At 46.3% G+C, this 22,745-nt stretch carries 21 protein-coding genes; 15 read left to right on the plus strand and 6 right to left on the minus strand.

The window, feature by feature from the left end; genetic code table 11:
- Positions 1-68 precede the first annotated feature (68 nt).
- Both F3J22_RS09075 and F3J22_RS09080 read left to right on the plus strand, forming a co-directional pair.
- Positions 69-635, plus strand: a complete 567-nt coding sequence (locus tag F3J22_RS09075; RefSeq protein ID WP_167016338.1) for a histidine phosphatase family protein — start codon at positions 69-71, stop codon at positions 633-635.
- A 64-nt stretch (positions 636-699) separates the two neighbouring features.
- On the plus strand, positions 700-1,407 hold the full coding sequence (locus F3J22_RS09080) for a hypothetical protein (protein ID WP_167016340.1): 708 nt from the start codon (positions 700-702) through the stop codon (positions 1,405-1,407).
- Positions 1,408-1,494: 87 nt separating this feature from the next.
- On the opposite strand, the gene mgtE is transcribed toward F3J22_RS09080, so the two are convergent.
- Positions 1,495-2,871, minus strand: a complete 1,377-nt coding sequence (gene mgtE / locus F3J22_RS09085; RefSeq protein WP_167016342.1) for a magnesium transporter — start codon at positions 2,869-2,871, stop codon at positions 1,495-1,497.
- 58 nt (positions 2,872-2,929) lie between these two features.
- Positions 2,930-3,808 (minus strand): bestrophin family protein, encoded by an 879-nt coding sequence (locus F3J22_RS09090; RefSeq protein ID WP_167016344.1) that lies wholly within the window; start codon positions 3,806-3,808, stop codon positions 2,930-2,932.
- Positions 3,809-4,080: 272 nt separating this feature from the next.
- Between F3J22_RS09090 and F3J22_RS09095 the strand changes: the two genes are divergently transcribed.
- The 7 genes from F3J22_RS09095 (at position 4,081) to F3J22_RS09125 (ending at position 11,710) form a co-directional block, all read left to right on the plus strand.
- Positions 4,081-4,533 carry an SET domain-containing protein gene (locus F3J22_RS09095; RefSeq protein WP_167016346.1) on the plus strand — a complete coding sequence of 151 codons (453 nt, stop codon included), beginning with the start codon at positions 4,081-4,083 and terminating at the stop codon, positions 4,531-4,533.
- Between the two features lie 128 nt (positions 4,534-4,661).
- Positions 4,662-5,141, plus strand: coding sequence for a MarR family winged helix-turn-helix transcriptional regulator (locus F3J22_RS09100; RefSeq protein ID WP_167016348.1), 480 nt, complete (start codon positions 4,662-4,664; stop codon positions 5,139-5,141).
- A gap of 59 nt (positions 5,142-5,200) precedes the next feature.
- A complete protein-coding gene (hutH, locus tag F3J22_RS09105) occupies positions 5,201-6,769 on the plus strand; it encodes a histidine ammonia-lyase (protein ID WP_167016350.1) in 1,569 nt (522 codons plus the stop codon).
- Positions 6,747-8,417 (plus strand): urocanate hydratase, encoded by a 1,671-nt coding sequence (gene hutU / locus F3J22_RS09110; protein ID WP_167016352.1) that lies wholly within the window; start codon positions 6,747-6,749, stop codon positions 8,415-8,417. Before hutH ends, hutU begins: the two co-directional genes overlap by 23 nt.
- A gap of 10 nt (positions 8,418-8,427) precedes the next feature.
- Positions 8,428-9,657: an imidazolonepropionase gene (gene hutI, locus F3J22_RS09115; RefSeq protein WP_240155028.1), complete on the plus strand. Its 1,230-nt coding sequence runs from the start codon at positions 8,428-8,430 to the stop codon at positions 9,655-9,657.
- Complete coding sequence (gene hutG, locus F3J22_RS09120; RefSeq protein WP_167016356.1) at positions 9,654-10,664, plus strand: formimidoylglutamase; 1,011 nt, start codon at positions 9,654-9,656, stop codon at positions 10,662-10,664. Before hutI ends, hutG begins: the two co-directional genes overlap by 4 nt.
- A 221-nt stretch (positions 10,665-10,885) precedes the next feature.
- Positions 10,886-11,710 (plus strand): CHAD domain-containing protein, encoded by an 825-nt coding sequence (locus tag F3J22_RS09125; protein ID WP_167016358.1) that lies wholly within the window; start codon positions 10,886-10,888, stop codon positions 11,708-11,710.
- Here F3J22_RS09125 and purU read toward each other — a convergent pair.
- Positions 11,707-12,576, minus strand: coding sequence for a formyltetrahydrofolate deformylase (purU, locus tag F3J22_RS09130; RefSeq protein WP_240155029.1), 870 nt, complete (start codon positions 12,574-12,576; stop codon positions 11,707-11,709). The genes F3J22_RS09125 and purU overlap by 4 nt on opposite strands.
- A gap of 56 nt (positions 12,577-12,632) precedes the next feature.
- On the opposite strand from purU, the gene F3J22_RS09135 reads away from it, so the two are divergent.
- Positions 12,633-13,112, plus strand: a complete 480-nt coding sequence (locus F3J22_RS09135; RefSeq protein ID WP_255492059.1) for a metallophosphoesterase — start codon at positions 12,633-12,635, stop codon at positions 13,110-13,112.
- A gap of 80 nt (positions 13,113-13,192) precedes the next feature.
- Positions 13,193-14,230, plus strand: a complete 1,038-nt coding sequence (locus F3J22_RS09140; RefSeq protein WP_167016362.1) for a DUF4421 domain-containing protein — start codon at positions 13,193-13,195, stop codon at positions 14,228-14,230.
- A 2-nt stretch (positions 14,231-14,232) separates the two neighbouring features.
- Here the strand turns inward: F3J22_RS09140 and F3J22_RS09145 are convergent, their stop codons facing one another.
- On the minus strand, positions 14,233-14,817 hold the full coding sequence (locus tag F3J22_RS09145) for a TIGR00730 family Rossman fold protein (protein WP_167016364.1): 585 nt from the start codon (positions 14,815-14,817) through the stop codon (positions 14,233-14,235).
- Positions 14,818-14,820: 3 nt separating this feature from the next.
- Positions 14,821-15,450 carry a hypothetical protein gene (locus F3J22_RS09150; protein ID WP_167016366.1) on the minus strand — a complete coding sequence of 210 codons (630 nt, stop codon included), beginning with the start codon at positions 15,448-15,450 and terminating at the stop codon, positions 14,821-14,823.
- A 122-nt stretch (positions 15,451-15,572) separates the two neighbouring features.
- Between F3J22_RS09150 and F3J22_RS09155 the strand changes: the two genes are divergently transcribed.
- Positions 15,573-17,186 (plus strand): hypothetical protein, encoded by a 1,614-nt coding sequence (locus F3J22_RS09155; RefSeq protein ID WP_167016368.1) that lies wholly within the window; start codon positions 15,573-15,575, stop codon positions 17,184-17,186.
- A gap of 354 nt (positions 17,187-17,540) precedes the next feature.
- Here the strand turns inward: F3J22_RS09155 and F3J22_RS09160 are convergent, their stop codons facing one another.
- Complete coding sequence (locus F3J22_RS09160; protein WP_167016370.1) at positions 17,541-19,811, minus strand: aconitate hydratase; 2,271 nt, start codon at positions 19,809-19,811, stop codon at positions 17,541-17,543.
- Positions 19,812-20,066: 255 nt separating this feature from the next.
- Between F3J22_RS09160 and F3J22_RS09165 the strand changes: the two genes are divergently transcribed.
- The 3 genes from F3J22_RS09165 (at position 20,067) to F3J22_RS09175 (ending at position 22,700) form a co-directional block, all read left to right on the plus strand.
- On the plus strand, positions 20,067-20,288 hold the full coding sequence (locus tag F3J22_RS09165) for a PspC domain-containing protein (RefSeq protein WP_167016372.1): 222 nt from the start codon (positions 20,067-20,069) through the stop codon (positions 20,286-20,288).
- Between the two features lie 61 nt (positions 20,289-20,349).
- Entirely contained in the window at positions 20,350-21,195 is an 846-nt protein-coding gene (locus F3J22_RS09170) for a hypothetical protein (RefSeq protein WP_167016374.1), read from the plus strand.
- A 164-nt stretch (positions 21,196-21,359) separates the two neighbouring features.
- Entirely contained in the window at positions 21,360-22,700 is a 1,341-nt protein-coding gene (locus F3J22_RS09175; RefSeq protein ID WP_167016376.1) for a hypothetical protein, read from the plus strand.
- The last annotated feature ends 45 nt before the right edge of the window (positions 22,701-22,745 follow it).

The raw sequence follows: 22,745 nt of genomic DNA on the forward strand, positions 1-22,745 counted from the left end.
AATAATGGATTAAACGCGAACAGCCACATCGGCACTGACAGGGACCTTCAACTTTGTGATGACCGGTTATGAGCCTCCATTATAAGCCTTACCTTTACAGTATGCGCCCGATATTACTATTCTCCCTCATTGGCCTGATGATGGCCTGCCAGCCTAAAGCGCCGGAAAAACAGGTTATCCCTGTTTCAGATGATACTACTTTCCTTACCGGAACCGTTTACCTCGTCCGCCATGCCGAAAGGTACGAAGGGTACGATTCCACACTCACCCCCGAAGGCCGCATCCGCGCCGGCAAACTCTATCAGGAACTGAAAGACTCCGGCATCAACAAAATATATATCACCCGGTTTCGCCGCAGCATTGAAACAGCCGATAGCTTCCGTATCCTCGGAAAGGTAGATACCGTCTTTTATCTCGCCGATACCACCGGAGAATCACTGATTTATGAAATTACCCGCCACGAAGACTGGGGTAAACATCTCCTCGTTATCGGCCATGCCAACACGATAGTGCCTATTATCAAGGCTTTTGGCGCTAAATCGCCGGTAACTACCATCCCTGATAAAGATTTTGAACATATGTTCGTGATAAAGAAGGAAAAGGCAGAGACAACAGTGCAGGAGCGGTGTTATTGATATAACCACTATTATTAATTATTATATATTTGACCCTACTGTAGTTTTACTTAATAGACATCCTATGAAATTTTCGCTCTTAGTGGCAGCCCTGGTGGTCTTGTCCACTAATCTTTTCGCACAACGTTTTACTATCACCTGTAATTTTTCAGGATTTGAGGAGAGAGATAAATTCCTGGTTCGACGTTTCCCGGATTTGGCTGACTACCCTGAAGCTTATATGATTAAGGGTAGCGCTACTTTTCAGGGACGCATGTCTTCAGGACCGGAGCTGCTGGAAATATACTCGGAGAAAGATAAGTCCTTCCGCTGTTTGATTTTTGTGGGTAATGAAAATATAGTTGTTACAGCAAACCGGCAATCACCCGCACAGGCAATTGTAAACGGTTCTCAATATAACGCTGAGTGGCTGAATTACCGTAAGGCAATGCAGGCTGCAACTAAAGAAAGGGATAGTATAGACATGCTGTTTATCAAAGCAAATGAAAAGAAGTTAAACGCCGGGGAGTTGGCTCCATTTCATACAGCTCATGTTAAAGCATGGGAAAAGGTAGAAGCAATGGAAAGAGCCTATGTAGCTACTCACCTGGACAGCTATATTGCTTTGGAAATAATGTATGAGAAAATGTCTGAAGATGGTGCGGCAGACTGGGGAAAGGAGTTGTTTAAACGGGTAAAGGCGCCATATCGGGATTCATATTACGGACAGGAGATTGCAAAATATATAGCGAATCCGTCTACTGGTCACCCAATTGATCCCGGCTCCTTCTGATAATGTAATAAGCAAGTATGGAATAAAAGGCAAAGGGCTTTTCCACTTAATGGAAAAGCCCTTTGCCTTTTATAAACAGTTAATCTCTTACAGCAATACGCCCTTCATCATGGAATAAGCCACAGAGAAATAAATCAGCAATCCTGTTACATCCACCAGCGTGGCTACGAACGGAGCCGAGGAAGTGGCAGGGTCAGCACCCAGTTTCTTCAGCAGCAGCGGCAGCATAGAGCCGGATAAGGTTCCCCAGAGTACAACGCCTATCAGGGAGAAGCCTACGGTGGCGCCTATCAGTACGGTATGCTCGCCATAAGTATGGAAGAAGGTATTCCACAGCAGGATACGGATGAACCCTATCAATCCCAGTGTGCTACCCAGCAACAGTCCGGAGATAATCTCCCGGCGCATAACGCGCCACCAGTCGCTGATGGTGATCTCGCCGAGTGCCATGGCCTGGATGATAAGGGTAGAAGCCTGAGAACCACTGTTACCGCCACTGGAGATAATCAATGGTACAAACAGTGCCAGTACCACCGCTTTGGCTATTTCATCTTCGAAAAAGCCCATGGCAGTAGCTGTCAGCATCTCACCAATAAATAATACTACCAGCCAGCCTACACGTTTCTTTACCAGCTTTAGTAATGGCATATCCAGGTAAGGCTCATCCAACGCCTCGGTACCACCGATCTTCTGGATATCTTCTGTATGCTCTTCATTAGCAATCCACAACATATCATCAATGGTGACGATACCAAGCAGTATACCCTGGTCATCTACCACGGGAAGGGCTACACGGTTTTCCATACGGAATACCTGGATGGCCTCCTCCTGATCATCATTGACATGCAACGATACAAAACGGTCGTCCATCAGTGTATGCACCACCGTGTCAGGAGATACCAGCAGGAACTCACGGATACGGAAGTCATCCAGCAAATGGCCATGACTATCAATTACATAAATAACGTCAATCGTTTCACTGTCCTTCCCATGCTCACGGATATAATTCAACACCTCCTTCACCGTCCATTCTTCCCGGACAGCAATATAATCAGGGGTCATGATACGACCCACACTGTTCTCCTTATAACCCAGTAACGACAAGGTAATCCGCCTTTCTTCCGGGTCCAGCAGCTTTATCAGCTCCTTTACCGCCTCACTGGGAAGCTCCTCCAGGAAAGACGTACGGTCATCCGCTGGTAACTCATTCAGTAATTCGGCAATCTTGGCGGGGGCTAACGATTTAATAACATCCTCCTGAAGTGGAAAGTCAAGAATACGGAAAGCAGCTGCAGCACGACTTATCGACAGGTTGTTGATGATAACACCTGCGTCGTCGGGCTCCTCGTGAATGAGCTCTGCTATGTCCGTAATCAGCTGGTCGTCCAGATAAACCGTTAGTTCCCGGAAGTTTTTCTCTTCCACCAGGTCGCTGAACTTTTCCAGTAATGCTTCATTTTCCATGTACAAATTTGACTCTGTCTGCGAAATTAAGTTAAAATAGTACGCAGCCGGGCAGGAACTATAATAATTCTCCTACATGCATGCGAATATTCCCACAAATACCGTCTGTGGGCAGGTCGTTGGCATCCTTGCCAAACGGATCTTCAATTTCTTCGGCAATCAGCTCCAGACTGGCCAGCACAAAGAATATGAACACTATCATAGGAATGATCAGATAACCCAGGCTGAATACATATCCAAAGGGCATCGTCATAATATAAAAAAATATGAACTTCTTAATAAACACAGAATAGGAAAATGGTATCGGTGTATTCTTAATACGCTCACAGGCGCCACATACCTCTGTCAGCGACTGTAACTCATTATTTAATATGATTAGCTGATCTCCGCTCAGCTGACCTTCCCGGTGCAGTTCCATGATCTTGTTCATAATCAGCTGCGCCAGCTGGTTGGGTACATGCTTTGTCAGGTCCGGGCTGTAGTCCGGCATGCCTGGTACTGCCTCCATTTCCTCCGCTATATAGGTTTTACGGAGATGGTTTTTCAGCGCATAGGCATAGTTAGGGAGCATCACCTTAAACCAGGCCCGGGCCGCTGTATTGTCTGCCGGCAACATGGCCTGCAACTTGATCGCCAGATTCCGGCTGCTGTTGACCAGCGTTCCCCATAGCCTGCGCCCTTCCCACCAACGGTCATAGGCAGTGTTGGTGCGGAATACCAGCAGGAGAGAAATCACAAACCCCAGCAAACCATGCATCAGGGATATATTCTTCACCTCACTGTTGGCAGACAGCTTCCAGACTTCCAGCTCCAGCCAGGCTATTATTCCGGAATATATGGACAGGGCAATGAACATCGGAAACAATTTCCTGACCGTATCAGCCTTGTGCAAACGGAATATAAACGTAAACCATTCCCTCGGATTATAATTTATCATCTGCTGCTTTTAATTCAGATTTAACTCAGTTACAAAAATAGGTCGTCTAAATAATTACAAAAAAATCTAATCTCTTTAAAGTATTACTATAGAACAAAACGCAGGTCTTATGCTGCTTTGCCCCTTATGCCGCTTTGCGAACAAAAGAAAAAGCGCCGCAGGCACCCCCGCTTTTGTCAACTTCGGGGCGCAAACCTAAAATTTTTCAGGATGATTTTGATAACTTCTTGCTTTAACTTTATTTTACGCCTTCTTTTATCCGAAATTGTGCTATGATTAAGCCATACTTATACGTGCAAAAATCCAAAGGCAAAGGCCGCGGGGTTTTTACAAACGAAGATATTCCAGCAGGGACAAGGATCGAAACATCCCCGGTACTGGTACTTTCCCATGAAGATACCATCCTGGCTGATAAAACTTTCCTCCATAACTACCTGTTCCTCTGGGGCGACGACGAGTCGGAATCTATCGTGGCACTGGGCTTCTGCTCCATCTATAACCACGATTATACACCCAATTGCAAGTATGAGATGGACTTCGAAGAAGAAACCATGAGTATTATCACCCGCAAAGCTATTAAGAAAGGGGAAGAACTCACCATCAACTACAACGGTGTTCCTACCAATAAATCCCCGCTCTGGTTCGATATGGCCGCTGCCGACGGTACCGCCGAAGAACCTAAAAAAGGGAAAAACAAAGAAAAAAAGAAAAAGAAGAAGAAATAATAATAGAAACTTCATGCAGATTACCGGATAATGCCGCATTTCCCGCAGCCCCGTCCGGTAATCTGTAATTATGCAGATTCATTATTATTTTGTAATATTGTATAAGTGCTTATATAATTTTTACCGACATGTCCTTCTACGCCTCTCTCGGTCACCTGGTATTTGGTACCAGACTTCGTCGCCTCAGCGAATACTTCCTCATGGAAGTAAATAAAATCTACGAACAGGAAGGTATTCCCTTCGATGCCAGCTGGTTTCCGGTGTTTTATATTCTCTCCAAAGGGCAGCCCATGCCAATGATTGATATCGCCGATCAGCTGGAAATAAGCCACAGCGCCGTCAGTCAGATGGTAACCAACCTGCGTAAAAGAGGCCTCGTAAAAACAGATTCCTGCAACGACGACCGCCGCCGCCAGCTGGTAGCCTTCACGCCCGAAGGGGAAACCCTCCTCAAACGTGTACAGCCAATCTGGAAGGCCATCACCGAAGCCATGGAAGAAATGGCAGATGAACATAAACATAGTAAGCTGATACTTACTGCCATAGCGGAATTAGAACAGTCCGTCCAGGAAACACCACTGGCAGATAGAATCAAACAGAAAATCTGATAAATCATCATACACCAAATCAATCATACACCAATTCAAACCATCAACAAAACCTAACCATGAGTCATAGTTTCAAATATGGTATTGATACATTATCTGTAGCGAAAGTCCTCGACATCGCCGCAGGTAAAGTAAAAGGAGTGCTGGTGCCTGAAGCCATCGACCGTATCAATGCCAGCGCAGGATATGTACAGTCCATCGTTTCGCAGCATACTACCGTTTACGGTATCAACACCGGTTTCGGCCCGCTCTGCGATACTAAAATTTCAGAAGAAGATACCCGCACTTTGCAATACAACATCCTGCAAAGTCATAGTGTAGGCGTTGGCGATAGTATCCCGGAAGAGATCTCCCGTATTATGCTCATCACAAAGGTACATGCGCTGGCACAGGGATTTTCCGGTGCTGCACTGGCCACCCTGGAGCGTATCATCTGGCATATCGAAAACCGTGTGACGCCTTGTGTGCCTGAAAAAGGCTCTGTGGGCGCCTCCGGCGACCTCGCCCCTTTATCCCACCTCTTCCTGCCCCTGATAGGTCTGGGAAAAGTATGGTACAAAGGCCAGGTCACTGACATGCAGCAGGTATTCCGGCAGGAACAGCTGAAATCTGTAGCACTAGGCCCTAAAGAAGGCCTCGCCCTGATCAACGGTACCCAATTTATCCTCTCCTTCGCCGTTAAAGCAGTGTCCCGCCTCCATAATGCGCTGGAAGCTGCTGATATTATCGGGGCCCTCTCCCTGGAAGGCCTCATGGGTACTGCCAAACCTTTTGATCCAAGATTACACGATATCCGCCCGTACCCGGGCAACAAGCTGGTGGCTCACCGCCTCAAAACCATGCTGGACAATAGCGAGATCATGGCCTCCCATATCGACTGCGGTCGCGTTCAGGACCCATACTCCCTCCGCTGCATGCCACAGGTACACGGCGCTTCCCGCACCGCATGGGAACACCTGAATTATCTCACCGGCATCGAATTGAATGCTGTCACTGATAACCCGATCATCTTCAGTGCAGAGGATACCATCAGTGGTGGTAACTTCCACGGCCAGCCAATGGCACTGCCGCTGGATTACGCTACTGTGGCCGCTGCAGAACTGGGCAATATCTCCGACCGCCGCTGCTACATGATGATCGAAGGCCGCTACGGTCTCCCCAAACTCCTCATCCAGGACGCCGGCCTTAACTCTGGCTTCATGATCCCGCAATACACCACCGCCGCACTGGTAACAGAAAATAAAACCCTCTGCTTCCCCGCCAGTGCCGATAGCGTGCCTACTTCCCTCGGACAGGAAGACCACGTTTCCATGGGCTCTATCAGCGGTCGTAAACTTAATCAGGTAATCGGTAACCTGGAATACATCCTGGCAATCGAACTCCTGTATGCCGCTCAGGCAGTGGATTTCCGCCGTCCGCTCAAATCCGGTCCTATCCTGGAAGCGGTGCACGCATTCACGCGTCAGCACGTAACCTTCGCAGACAAAGACCGCATCTTCGCCACCGACATCGAAGCACTACATAAAATCATCACCAATCAATCACTGGTAAACGTAGCCAATGAAGCTGCTGCCAATAGTCAATTATCCTTAAACGGTATTTATCATGAACAGTTTGGACTTTATTAAATCATACGCGGCACACCCGCATTATAAAGCACCACACGGTGCCACCCTGCACGCTAAATCCTGGCAGACGGAAGCTCCGCTGCGTATGCTGCTCAACAACCTCGATGGGGAAGTAGCTGAAAATCCGGATGAGCTGGTAGTTTACGGCGGTATCGGACAGGCAGCCCGTAACCGTGAATCCCTGGAAAAAATTATTAAAATACTGCTGGAGCTGGACGAAGACCATTCTTTGCTCGTTCAGTCAGGCAAACCGGTAGGTATCGTTCGTACCCATCCGCAGGCGCCACGCGTGATGCTGGCCAACAGCAACCTGGTACCTAAATGGGCTACCTGGGAGCATTTCAATGAACTGCGCGCCAAAGGTTTAATGATGTATGGCCAGATGACCGCCGGTAGCTGGATATATATCGGTACACAGGGTATCCTGCAAGGTACCTATGAAACCTTTATGGAATGCGGCCGCCAGCACTTCAACGGTAGCCTGGCAGGCAAACTGCTGGTAACTGCCGGCATCGGTGGTATGGGCGGCGCTCAGCCACTGGCTGCAACCATGGCAGGCGCTGTTTTCCTGGGTGCTGATGTAGATGCTTCCCGTATACAGAAACGTATCGATACCAGATACATCGATCGCATGACCCATTCTTATGAAGAAGCGGTACAATGGGCTAAAGAAGCCATGGCTAAAGGTGAAGCGCTGTCTATTGGCCTGGTAAGTGATGCGGGAGATATGTTAGAGAGATTACTGGCAGATGGTATTATCCCGGATATCCTGACCGACCAGACTTCCGCCCACGATCCGATCAATGGCTACATCCCGAATGGCCTTACGCTGGCAGCGGCTGCCGACCTGCGTAAGCAGGACCCTGCACATTACAAGCAACTGTCGCTGAAAAGCATGGCCCGCCACGTAGGCTTCATGCTGGAAATGCAGCGCTGCGGCGCCGTTACATTCGACTACGGCAACAACATCCGCGAATTCGCCAAAGAAGGCGGAGAACCAAATGCATTCAACTTCCCCGGATTTACACCGGCATATATCCGCCCGCTGTTCTGCGAAGGTAAAGGTCCTTTCAGATGGGTGGCGCTGTCCGGCGATCCTGAAGATATTTATACTACCGACCGCGCACTGATGGAAGCGTTCCCTGAAAATACACATCTCATCAACTGGCTGAAACAGGCACAGGAGAAAGTGGCATTCCAGGGATTACCTGCCCGCATCTGCTGGCTCGGACTCGGCGAACGTGAAAAAGCCGGCCTGATATTCAACGACCTCGTTAAAACAGGTAAAGTAAAAGCGCCAATTGTTATTGGCCGTGATCACCTCGACTGCGGTTCCGTAGCTTCTCCAAACCGTGAAACAGAAGCCATGAAAGATGGCTCCGACGCGGTGAGCGACTGGACACTGCTCAACCTGATGTCTAACACCGGCGGCGGCGCTACCTGGGTGTCTTTCCACCATGGCGGCGGCGTAGGTATGGGCTATTCCCAACATGCAGGCATGGTGGTACTGGCAGATGGCACGGATCGTGCTGCTGCTTGTCTGAGCCGCGTTTTATTCAATGATCCTGCCATGGGTATCTTCCGTCATGCGGATGCTGGCTATGAAAAAGCACAGGAAATGGCGGAAAAATTCGGTATCAATATCTAAACTGCTTAACATGTTAATCGGACCTTTCTCTCAAATACTGCCTATGAGCGGTCTCCCGCTCAAAGGCGCCCTCCAGGATGATCAACTGCCGGTTATACACAACGGCGGTATCATCGTAGAAGGCGGTACCATAGTGGCTGTAGGTATATTCACCGACCTGCAGCAGGAATATCCGCAACATGAAATCTTTCCCATCAATGAACCCCTGGTATTACTGCCAGGGTTCATTGACTGCCACACGCATATCTGTTTCGACGGAAGCCGTAGCCGCGACTACGCCATGCGTATTGCCGGTAAGTCTTACCTCGAAATTGCACGCGCTGGTGGCGGTATCTGGGACTCTGTTACCAAAACACGTATAGCCGACCAGGTTACCCTTACAGAAAATACTATCGCCCGTGCGAACAGACACCTGCTGGAAGGTGTTACTACCATGGAAGTAAAGAGTGGCTATGGGCTGGATCTTGAAAGTGAGCTGAAGATGCTCAAAGCTATTCAGCTGGCAGGGCAACATACACCAGCTACACTGGTTCCTACCTGTCTCGCAGCACATATGAAGCCACGTGATTTTGAAGGGGATGAAACAGCTTACCTGGACTGGGTTTTACAGGAGTTACTACCTGCTGTCAAAGCGGGTGCACTGGCAAACAGGGTAGATATTTTCATAGAAGAAACAGCGTTTTCGGCCCCTGCAGCTACCACCTATCTGAAAAGCGCTGCAGCACTGGGCTTTAAGGCTACTGTTCATGCCGATCAGTTTACTGCCGGCGGTGCTGCCGTAGCGGTGGAAGTAGGTGCACTTTCTGCTGATCACCTGGAAGCAAGCACAGATAAGGAAATAGCCATGCTGGCGGCTTCAGATACCGTAGCAGTGGTGCTTCCCGGCGCTTCTCTGGGATTGGGAATGCACTATGCACCCGCCAGGAAGTTACTCAACGAAGGTGCCTGTGTGGCCATCGCCAGCGACTGGAACCCGGGTTCCGCGCCTATGGGCGATCTGCTGCTGCAAGCCGCTGTGATGAGTGCCGCCGAAAAATTGTCTACCGCTGAAGTGTTTGCAGCACTTACCTTTAGGGCTGCTCCGGCCCTGGAACTGAAGAACGCCGGACAACTGGTTCCCGGCTTCCTCGCTGATATGCAGGCATATCCTACCAACGACTACAGGGATATCCTCTATTTCCAGGGTAAGCTGAAACCTTCCAGGGTATGGAAAAAAGGTGAAATAGTTACAAACTTATGATAACAAAGGAATTCTATCACCCCACTACAGAAGGCTCCTGGACGGGCCGTACCGATGGCACCACTCCTGATCTGCTCAGGTGGCATCAGGTGGTAAAACCGGTAAATCTCCTGTCGGAACCCTTGCCTCCGCTGGCAGAAAATCAGAAAGGTGTGGCTTTTCTGGGCTTTGCCTGCGACGAAGGTGTAAGGCGTAACAAAGGCCGTGTAGGTGCTAAAGATGGTCCGGCGGCAATCCGTGCCATGCTGGGCAATTTCCCTGCTCACCTGACGGAGAATGCTGTATTGATAGATGCAGGTGATGTCGCTTGTCTGGATGGACGCATGGAAAATGCACAGGTAGTACTTGCGGAAGCCGTGAAAGCCTTACTGCTGGCAGGTTACCTGCCGGTGGTATTAGGAGGTGGTCACGAAATTGCGTATGGTCATGCCCGTGGTATCCGTGAATATGCCCACCAGCAAAAGGTAAGGGTAGGGTATATTAATATAGATGCTCATTTTGATATCCGTGTTCCGGGACCAGAAGGCCCTTCTTCGGGCACCAGCTTCTACCAGCTGGCGCAGGAAGCCAAAGACAATAATGAGCCTTTCAATTATCTCGCCTTAGGCATCCAGAAACTGGGAAACACCCGTCAGCTCTTTAACCTGGCAGGAGAATCCGGCGCAACCTATGTAAGTGCCGACGCATTCCACCTGAATGATAAAGATACCCTGAACGCCGCTGTAGAACACTTTCTCACCCAGGTCGACTATGTATACCTGACCACCTGCCTCGACGTATTTTCTTCCGCATTTGCACCAGGCGTAAGCGCTACAGCCTATAACGGCATCCAGCCGGATGGCTTGTTCCTGCAAAGCTACCGCGCCATTATGGAAAGCGGAAAAGTAAAAGGAGTAGATGTGGCTGAACTGAATCCTGTATATGATTTAGATAATCGTACCGCCAAACTCGCTGCTGCACTGGTTTTCGAAACCGTGATGGCGCATTGCGGTGATGATACGATTTAATAAAATGATTTTTGAGAAAGGGTAGCTCCCGCTGCAGACAACAAATATTCTCACTTATAATTTCTGGAGAAAAGAGTACTCTCGCCGCAGGCAAGAAACATTCCTTCTACATTATTTCTGGAGAAAGGGTAGCTCCCGCCGCAGGCGGAGCTACCCTTTCTCCATTTCTGCCTGCCGAAGGCAGGCAGAAATGGAGAAAAAAATCCAGTAACTTTACTACAATGGTAAAGGAAGCCTTATATAACTATCTGTTATCCGAAACCACAGCACTGGTCGCTGCGCATAACAAGCTGGCCCTTAAACCCCGCGACCACGCCGCCGTTCACGAACAACGAACAGGCGTAAAAAAATTACGCGCTTTCTTCGATCTCACAGATAACATTCCAGGGCTGAAATTCAAATATGGCCACTACCTTAACAAAGTTCGCATGTTACAGGCAATTGCCGGTGTAGCCCGCGATGCACAACTGCAAACACGTGCACTGACCGCCTACGAAAAACCACTCAGCTGGCGATTCGGCTATGCGCATCTGCTGTTGCAGGAAAAGCAGGCAGTAGCAGCAGCATTAACGGTGACAGCCAGTAAAAGACTAAAACTCTCCTCACTGAAAGAGCTGCCAAAAATATTTAAGGAACACCTGGATGCCATACCGGAACAGCGATTGAACACATTACTCCTGACCTATATAGACGATACCTACGGCGGTGTTACAGCACCTTCTACCAAAGCGGGACATGTAGAATGGCACAGCCTGCGCAAGAAAATGAAAAATGCCTATTACCAGCTGACCATATTGAAGGATGTATTGCCACCCACTTCCCATTACCATAAAATGCTGGCATTTGCAAAGAAAGCCGGTGAGTTGTTAGGCAACTGGCACGATAGCAGCGAGCTGTATCTCTTTGTACAGGCTACTATAAGAAAGGCTAAAAAAGAAAAGCTGCCCTTGCCGGTAAAGGCAATGCAGCTCCTGAAAATATTAAAACAGGAAAGCCAGGAAAGACTGGCATTATGTGCCCTGCACTTCCCCGGAAGAATTGTCTAGAACACAATTGTTTTATTTCCCAATACAATCACACGGTCATCGATATGCGCCTTTACCGCACGGGTCAGTACCTGGCGCTCAATATCCCGCCCCAGCATGACCAGGTCATTTACGGAGTGCTTATGGGTTACACGGGCAACATCCTGCTCAATGATAGGCCCCTCATCCAGTTCGTCCGTAACGTAATGCGCCGTGGCGCCAATCAGCTTTACACCACGGTTATAGGCATTCTGATAAGGCCGCGCACCAGCAAATGCTGGTAAAAACGAATGATGGATATTGATAATCCGCTGTGGGAAATAACTCACAAAATCAGGTGATAATATCTGCATATATCTCGCCAGTACAATAAAATCTACCGAAAATTCAGCCATCAGCCGCCGGATTTCCGCTTCCTGACTGGCTTTGGTGGCAGCAGTAACCGGCAGGTAATGGAAAGGGATGCCCATGTCGGTACACTCTTTTTCCAGTGCTTTATGGTTGGAGATGATCACCGGAATGTCTACACCCAATTCCCCGCTACGCCAGCGCCAGAGCAGATCCAGCATACAATGGTCATAGGCAGATACAAAGATGGCCATCCGCTTGCGCTGCTGTGTGTAGCTGATTTTCCATTCCATTTTCAGTGGCACAGCCACCTGCGCATCAAATGCAGCTTCAAATCCCGGAACTTCCGGCATCTGGAGCTCCATACGCATAAAAAACAGTCCTTCTTTAGGATCTGTACTGTGTTGACTTGCATCGAGTATATTTGCACCGGAATTAAACAGGAATTGTGAAACTTTCGCTACAATTCCCGGTTTATCCGGACAACTAATTAATAATCGGGCAGTAATAGGAGAGAGGTCATTATTTTGTTCCATCATAGGTGCTTCTGTCTGTTTGCCAAAATATTAAAATTTCATTGAAAAAAATAGGATTGATGTCTGATACCCACAGTTACCTGCACCCGCAGGTAATCAACTACTTCAAAGAAGTAGATGAAATCTGGCACGCAGGCGATATCGGGGACGTCAGACTGGCAGAACAACTGGAAGCTTTTAAACCATTTCGTGCTGTTTGGGGTAATATAGATGGGAAGGATATACGGGTAAGATATCCGGAGACACAATTATTTTCACTGGAAGATGTAAAAGTGATGATAACCCATATCGGCGGCTATCCTGGCAAATATGCACCAGGTATTAAAGCCCAACTCACAGCGGAACAACCAAAATTATTTATCTGTGGTCACTCACATATCCTGAAAGTGATGCCCGACCCGGCACTACAGTTGCTACATATGAACCCGGGTGCCTGCGGAGAACAAGGCTGGCATAAGGTAAAAACACTGTTGCGCTTTCAGCTGGATGCCGGCAATATAAAACAACTTGAAGTGATAGAATTGCCCAACGAACGTTAATTAATTATCATCCGTCGGATTTTTGGTTTTCATGAAACGGGAATTTGTAAATTGCCCGGCCCTACAACTTTTTAACGTATATGGTTAAACGATTACTGCTTATTTACTGTTTATTTTGCCTGACAGCCGCTCCACTGGCCGCGCAGCATAAACTGTTCGGTTGGCTGAAATCAGAACCAGATACCGCTTACCTGAAAGACCTCACGGAAGACCTGACCTTCCGCTTCTATGGCTCCAGGAAATACAGTAAATATGATATTGTAGATATTAAGAAGAAAAAAGATATACTGTACCGGCCAAACTCCCCGTTCAACATAGGTTTCGGCGCTAACTACAAGTTCATAGGACTCAACCTGGGCTTCAACTTTCCATTCGTAAACAGGCATAACGACAAATATGGCAAGACCAATTACCTTGATCTTCAGTCACACGTATACCTCCGGAAACTGGTGATTGATTTGTATGCTTCCGTGTACAAGGGCTTTTATGTTGCCAATGCGGAACAGGTCTACGGTAAAGATTATACCAGCCAGAACCCTTACCCGCAGCGGCCTGATATGCGTAATACCACATTGGGCTTAAACACCCAATATATTTTCAATGATAAGAAATTCTCTTACCGTGCACCAAATCTGCAGAACGAATACCAGAAAAAAAGTGCAGGCTCCCTGATAGTAGGTGGTGATTTCTTCTATGTAAAAGTAAAAGGGGATTCTTCTCTCATCCCTTCCAATATTGCAGATACAGGTTTTCTGCATGATATACATTATTATAGAACAGATATATTCAGTAGTACGGCCAACGTAGGATATGCTTATACGTTAGTGATAGAACGCCACTGGTTTGTATCTCTTTCAGTAACAGGCGGAATTGGAGTTAACAGAACCAATCTGTACCTGGAAAACGGCAAGGTGACACGCGATTTCGGCTGGCAGATCAACAACACCGTACGTGCATCTATCGGATATAATTCTGTGAAATATTTTGCAGGGATACACTATGTGGGTAATACCAACCGTAGTGAGATGGCATTACCCAATACCTACCAGACTTTCGGCGCCGGTAATTTCCGTGTCAGCGTAGTAAGACGTTTCGTCTTAAAGCACCAGCTGTTCTAAATCTAGCTTTCTCTCTCGCTTGGAATCCATTTCGGGCCTTCCTGTGGCTGATATGCTTCCATCTTCTCCAGCAACGTTTCGATGTTATCGCTATGCAGCAGCATGTCTTTATTGGCCGCTGATAAGAAACCTTTGGCAGTCATGGTTTCTGCAAGTGTAATCAAAGCATCGTAAAAGCCATTGGTATTCAGCAGTCCGATGGGTTTGTTATGCAGTCCTAGCTGGCCCCAGGTAAGCATTTCAAACAGTTCTTCCATGGTACCGAAACCGCCGGGCAAAGCCACCACACCATCGCATAACTCATTCATTTTTGCTTTACGTTCGTGCATGGTATCCGTGAGGATGAGGGCAGAAAGGCCGGCATGTGCCAGTTCTTTCTGTTGCAGGAAATGTGGCAGCACGCCAATTACTTCGCCGCCTTCGGATAAAGCGCCATCAGCAACAGCACCCATCAGGCCTACCTTTGCACCGCCGTAAACCAGGCCCATTCCTTTCTTTGCAATGGCGGCACCCAGTAACATCGCCTGCTCTTTATAAATGATTTCGTTTCCCATACTGCTCCCGCAGTATACAACTATTCGTTTCATAGTTTATAATGTTGCTAATTCGTTATTAAGGTTCTCCCTGGCTGCTGCTTCCAGTTTATCGCGGAATAATTCCGTGCGGTAAATAAAAGGCATATCCAGGAAATGTAACAGCACCTTCTTTCTGCCAGGTTTATAAAGAAGGTCCGGATAAATCGCGTATTCTTTCCGGATATTATTGCTGTATTCCTGGTATACTTCCGGCGCTGCCCCCAGTACTTCAAGGTCCAGGTCCAGCAGCAGGTCGGTATCAGGTGTGTTGTTTTGCAGCGGGTGCGACTTCGTGGCGAGTATCAGGCGCTCCACTTCAGCAATTTCATCTTCCCAAAATTCTATCTTTTTAAGGAATTTCACCGCTTTTTCGGCACTTTTCTCCTCGTTATCTTTCGCAGTGGCTTTATAAATGATGTCATGGAAGAAGATGGCAAACAGAAATGCGTCCTTGTCGCGGATCATTTCCTCATGGGAAATAGCACTACTGAGCATTGTTCGTATATGCGTCAGTGTATGATAGTGCCTGCCTTTTGCGGTATAGTGTTCTTGCAGGTCTGCAAAGGTAGTAGTGATCAGCTCCTGATCAGCAGTGTATTTTTCGCAGAGATCTCTCCAGAGGTATTCCAAAATCAATGAATTCATAGAAAACAAATGTAATTGTTCCGACTAGATAAATACATCCAGGGTTGTTTTTATGGTAACATGTATTGATTTTTAAAAATGTATATATTGTGGTAAGTTTTATTATTTATCCTTATCATACTATGTTTAAAAAAATCTGTTTCTGTATAGGAGCGAGTTTGCTGTTAATAGCAGGTGATGTGAGGTCACAGGAGTTGAACCCACAGGTGGTACTTAGTGAGGTGATTGATGAACCGACATCTGGCGGCGCCAGAATCGTACAATTAAAAAATGGGAATACTTTATTCTTCAATTTTTCATCAAAAGCTGAAGTTGAAACCATTGTATTTGATGCGAATCATAAAAAGCTGGCATCTCTGGAAAATCGTCTGCAGGCAATCAGAAGTTTAGGGATTGGAAAAGGCTCATTTCGTGCTGCTTTTGAGGTAAACGGACAAGTAGCTGTATTTTTTGTAGACCCGGCAAAAAGCAATGAAAGTCTCTATTGTTTCACATTTGATGGAAATACGGGTAAATTATTGGAAGAAAAGTTGATAGGAGAGCGTGATGCTAAATCAAAATACACTTCCTATCAGGTGGCTGCTGATCCTGAATCCGGAAATTATGCAATAGCCACGATTCACAGTTATAAAGAAGGTGGTCTGCTAAAAATTACGCATTATTCAGCATCTGGTCAGGTTATTAATGAAGGTAATTATGAACGCACTGAAAATTGGTTTAGCCTGCTCGACATGTATGTACATGGTGCTGATTATGTCATCGTAAATATTTCCGACGTTAATGAAAAAGCTAGATCTGGTAAAGTATTAATCGCGCGGCTTTCGAAAGAAAATCATACCGTTGCTACAGAAGTGGTTACTACCTATGGTTACGGGGCAAGGCCCTCTGAAGGCAGGTTGAAATATAATCCAGCCAATAAACAATTATACTTATTTATTACCCTGGATGCGGAATACCTGGGAAGAGAATATACCATGAGAGGCTGGGGTGGGGATTATGTGCTTAAGATGAATATAATTGATCCGCTTACCCTTAAAACAAGTGTAGATAAATATATCGAGTGTCCGTCATTAACTACTTATTCAGAACAACATTTGAAACATAAAGGGAAATATAGTGGTATCATCCAGAATTTTCAATTAAATAAAGATGGTTCAGCCAGCCTGATGTTTGAAGATTTCGCTTTTGCTTCCAGTCCTAAACTTCCCGCTGGCATATATGATTTTGGCCCGGCGCTGAAAATAATCGGTGATATGGGCGTTGCACGCGTAAATAATGAAGGGGCAGATATCGGGGGGAGCTATGCTATCGCCAAAACCCAATATGGAGATAATAACTATCACATATTTTCAAGTTATAACAGAACCCGTAATCTGATGGAGTTTGATGCGTCACAAAAAAGGCAAAACGGATATCTTTCGTTGAATCATCTTTTTATCAACGATCAACTATACTTGCTTTATAACAATCTCAGCGAAAATATAAATGATGAAGAGGGTTTTAAGCGTAAAGAAAACGTCAGTAAGATCGGAAAGACGAATACCATGCTGGTTTGGTTTGACGGGACAAAAATCCATCAGCAATACCTCTTTGGCGATCCTCAAAAGCTCGGAACCAATAGGTATAGCCGCCTTGATCTTAATGCTTTCAGTGCTGATGGTAAATCCTTTGCTACATTACTGGTAGAGCGTAATGGCTCAAAGTATGAAGCACATATTGCCTGGGTAAAATTCTAACTAACAATTAACTATAAACGAAAACGGTCTCTACGCAGTAGGGACCGTTTTTTCGTTTATAGCTATTAGAAGATAAGTATTTAGTATAAATTATACCAAATGGTTATTTCCTGGTAATGTAAAGAAAAACTACCTGTTTGGTGATCCCGGGAAAAAAGATGAATCCAGGTTCTGCAAAATAGAAATGAATAGTTTCAGTCTGGATAAAAAGACGTTGGCCACTATGATGATAGAGCGAAAAGGGAAGGAGAAGCGGGCATATGTGGTGTGGCTGCGTTTCTGATCTGGCTATAAAAGTAAAAGGACCGCAATACTGCGGTCCTTTTACTTTTATTATAAACCTTGATGGTTGTATTACGCTTTAGCAGCAGCTTGTGAACGGATTACGTTCAGTGCGCCACCAGCTTTGAACCACTCGATCTGTTGCTCGTTGTAAGTGTGGTTTACAGCAAACTCGTCGGTGCTGCCATCTTTGTGATGCAGAACTACGGTCAGTTGTTTACCAGGAGCAAAGGTAGTCAGACCCAGGATGTCGATGTTGTCATCTTCCTGGATTTTATCGTAGTCTTCTTTGTTAGCGAAAGTCAGACCCAGCATACCTTGTTTTTTCAGGTTGGTTTCGTGGATACGGGCGAAAGATTTCACCAGGATAGCACGAACACCCAGATGACGAGGCTCCATAGCAGCGTGTTCACGGCTGGAACCTTCACCATAGTTTTCGTCACCAACTACAACAGCACCCAGACCAGCAGCTTTGTAAGCACGCATGGTAGCAGGAACTGCACCGTATTCGCCAGTCAGCTCATTCTTAACGGTATCAGTTTTGTCGTTGAATGCGTTTACCGCACCAATCAGCATGTTGTTGGAGATATTATCCAGGTGACCGCGGTATTTCAACCATGGACCAGCCATAGAGATGTGGTCAGTGGTACATTTACCTTTTGCTTTGATCAGAAGTTTCAGACCTTTCAGGTCAGTTCCTTCCCATGCCGCGAATGGAGCCAGCAGCTGCAGACGATCGGAAGTAGGAGAAACGATTACCTGAACGCCGCTACCGTCAACAGCAGGAGCCTGGTAGCCGGCATCTTCTACTGCGAAACCTTTAACAGGCAGTTCGAAACCTTTAGGTTCATCCAGCTTAACCTGTTGGCCATCCTTGTTAGTCAGGGTGTCAGTCAGCGGGTTGAAAGTCAGGTCACCAGCGATAGCCAGTGCAGTAACGATTTCAGGAGAAGCAACGAATGCGTGGGTAGAAGCCAGACCATCATTTCTTTTCGCGAAGTTACGGTTGAAAGAAGTGATGATAGAGTTCTTACGGTTAGGGTCATCTACGTGACGCGCCCATTGACCGATACAAGGTCCGCAGGCGTTAGCCAGTACAACACCACCTACCTGTGCAAAAGTGTTCAGTAAACCATCTCTTTCGATAGTGTAGCGAACCAGCTCAGAACCTGGAGTGATGGTATATTCAGATTTCATACCCAGACCTTTGTCAATAGCCTGTTGAGCCAGAGACGCAGAACGGGAGATATCTTCGTAAGAAGAGTTGGTGCAGGAACCGATCAGGGCTACTTCCAGTTTCTCAGGCCAGTTGTTTTCTTTAACTGCCTGTGCAAATTTGGAGATAGGCCATGCCAGATCCGGTGTGAACGGACCATTTACATATGGTTCCAGTTCATCCAGGTTGATTTCGATTACCTGATCGTAGTATTTAGCAGGATCAGCGTAAACTTCAGCATCCGGACGCAGGTGTTCTTTCACTGTATCAGCAGCTGCAGCAACTTCCGCTCTGCTGGTCAGTTTCAGGTAGTCAGCCATTTTCTCGTCGTAAGCGAAGAGAGAGCAGGTTGCACCAATTTCAGCACCCATGTTACAAATGGTTGCTTTACCGGTAGCACTGAATGAATCAGCACCTTCACCGAAATATTCAACGATAGCACCGGTACCACCTTTTACAGTCAGGATACCAGCAACTTTCAGGATAATATCTTTTGCAGAAGTCCAGCCAGACATTTTACCGGTCAGTTTCACACCGATCAGTTTTGGCATCTTCAGCTCCCAAGGTAAGCCAGCCATCACGTCTACCGCGTCAGCACCACCAACACCAATAGCGACCATACCCAAACCACCTGCATTAGGGGTGTGAGAGTCAGTACCAATCATCATACCGCCAGGGAATGCGTAGTTTTCCAGTACTACCTGGTGGATGATACCAGCACCTGGTTTCCAGAAACCAATACCGTATTTGTCGGAGATAGAAGAAAGGAATGCGTAAACTTCTTTGTTTGTATCATTAGCAGTCGCCAGATCTTGAACAGCGCCTACTTTAGCTTGAATCAGGTGATCACAGTGTACAGTAGAAGGAACCGCTACTTTGCTACGACCAGCGGTCATGAACTGCAGCAACGCCATCTGGGCAGTTGCATCTTGCATCGCTACACGGTCCGGAGCAAAATCCACATAGGATTTGCCTCTCTCAAAAGGTGTAGTAGTAGGTGCGGATAAGTGTGCGTATAGAATCTTTTCTGCCAGGGTGAGCGGACGACCTAACATCTTCCGGGTCGCTTCCACCTTACCCGGTAATGCCGCATACACTCCTTTAATCATGTCAATATCAAACACCATGATAAAAAATATTTAAGAGCGATTAAAAATTGACTGCAAAATTACACTAAAATCAACAAGTTTTTAAATTAAATCACGTGAGAATGTGATTGCACGATGTTAATGTTAATTATCATATTTAATTAGTAAACAACGTTCAGTATTGTGGATTTTTACCCGTTTTCTGCCAATAAACTGATAATCAGGCAAATTTTCGCCCAAATTGTCCATCCTGCACTGCTTGTTTTTAACAGTGGAAAATGATAAATTTGATTCATGAACCGAATTAAAGATTTCGTGGAATGGAAGGCATTCGGTGTTTGCAGTACAATTGGTGAGAAACTCGGTGTTGCAACTTCACGGATTCGCCTCTTTTTCATCTATGCCACTTTCCTGACAATGGGATCACCGGTGATCGTGTACATGGTCCTGGCTTTCTGGGTAAATATGAAAAATTATATCCTGAACGCCCGCAGAAACCCTGTGCGTTATCTGTAATAGCTTTTATTATATATTGCGGTTAAATTTAATGACGCTTTCCGCGTATAAGATTTAACCTATGAAATTATTTGCCCTATACTGTGCTGTCATCGCAGTTCTGATTTGCTCCGCCTGTCAAAAGAAAAACAACGATATCTCCCAGCAGGAACCCGCACCTGCCGAACCTTTTAAATGCCGCGTCGTAGAAACCAGATCAGGTAAGGTCGGTGATAATACCAACAAGCCTATCATTGTTACTTTTACCTACGACTCCACCGGCAGAGTAATCTTCTCGGAAGATAAATCATCGGCCTACCGCTACCAGGACAGCATCCTGTACACAGATACTTCCCTATTGCTGATAAACAGACAGGGAAAGGATTACAGCACACGTACCACTTTTTATACCGCCTTAAACCCGGTCACCAAACAGCCGGCATATGAAATCGTTACACTCCCTTCTCCTACAGATCCAACCTGGATGAAGGATTCATTTATTTACAGGTACGCCACAGACGGACTGATAGTAGGCCTCGATGTTGTACATATTACCCATCCTACACCAACAACAGGCGCAAAACAATTGTCAATAGACCATGAAGGCCGTATCCTGTCTGCATCTTACGACGGCTATACCTATATACATTCCTATCAGGAACAACCCTATCCTGGCTCCTGGACATACGACATAGGCCTGATTCCAACCTACCTGTATATCCGGCAGCCCAATCAAAAAAATCCGGTATATCTCAAAACCGGTACAACAACCTATAATACCGCGTCTGCATTGCCTATCCGTAATACCACATATCGTTATGTGCTGGATAAATATCAACGTGTCGATACCATCTACATTACTTCTACAACACCCGGTTCGGCCACGGTTGAATACAGTTACACCAAGCTGATTTATGCATGTGACTAAACCGGCTATACAGGAGCTGTAGTAACTGTCCCGGATATACGAATGGTGAATACATGATAAAAATATATATTATAAAAAATGCAGAGATATTATATTTTTATATCTAGATAACCTACATTATATAACCCATCTGCATATATTTTACCGACTTAAATATTTAACCTATGAAGTTCCATCTGCAGCTGCTCATGGCAGCAGCGCTACTGTCTGCATGTTCGAAGTCCAAATCAGACACGACAACACCTACACCTGTTTATCAGCCCAAAGTATCCATGCGCGTTACACTTTGGAAAGGCCCTGAACTTTTAAATCATGCCATGAGCTATGAAACAAGCGGCTGGTATGATGCTACCCTTGCCGGTGGACCCGCAAATGCCGCCTTTACGTTCGAGTTTAAAGGAAGCAACGGTATGAAAAAAAATACCGACACCCTGGTACATGGTTTCGGTACTACGGATAATGCCGGCCAGGCTAAAATAAACTATGGCCCGCTGAAAGCATATAAAGACGGGGAACTAACCCTGAGTGTGACTTTCGACAGCAGCAAACTCAAAACGCAGACAACAGTTACCAAAGATCAATACACCATCAGAACAAAGGAGGATTTACGGAATATGGCGTCTTATTTCGTCCCCGAACCCGGAGAGGAATACGTTTTGGGTAATGATATTGAACTGGATAATAAAGGTAAGTCGTATCATGTGATCGGCGATTTTGAAGCCACTTTAGACGGAAAAGGGCATACTATCTCCAATATTTTCCTGGGAGAAGGTGATGGAGATTACGCACTGATGGGATTTTTTGGGAATATCATTAGTACAGGTACTGTCAGGAATATTCATTTTAAATATGCACCCAATGGCCTCACCTCCGCTAAAGGCCTCATCATTGGTCCTATTGCAGCAAAATGCAGTGGTAAAATCATCAATTGTACTGTTAATGCTGATATTATAGCTCCGGAAAGCTATGACGCAAGCGGACTCGTTGGACTCCTGGATAGTTTTGCAGTACTTTCCGGCAGCCGCTTTGAAGGTTCCATGGTCTGCAAGGCCTACGCTGGTCTGGTAGGCAGGTTAAGAGGCGGACGGATCGCTGCCTGCGGTACATCTATTGAAATAAGAAATACCCCGCAAGCAGGTGGAGCCTTTCTTGGTATGTATTACAGACCATTGTTTCTCAATGGATTTAATAACGACTCCATTACTAATTGTTATGCCTGGATAAAATCATTGCCTGCAGATGGTAAGTATTATTTCGCAGGCAACAGGCCAGTGAACGACGGAAGCGAAAATCCAAAGTTCCTGAACTGTTATTCCAATACCGGCAATGTGATTGCCAACTTCCCGCAGCCACAATTATACACAGATGTCGCTTCGCTGACCAGCATATTTACACAGATGACTGCCAGCAGTCAAAACTGGCCCGCCGGCATAGAACGCCCAACCGGCCCGTTATTCAAAGCTAATCCAGACCCAACAAAGCCACCCTTGCTCTGGTGGCAATAAAAACAAAACCCCGGGACCAACAGCCCCGGGGTTTTGTTTTTTTAT

The organism is Chitinophaga sp. Cy-1792, from assembly GCF_011752935.1.
Lineage (GTDB): Bacteria > Bacteroidota > Bacteroidia > Chitinophagales > Chitinophagaceae > Chitinophaga.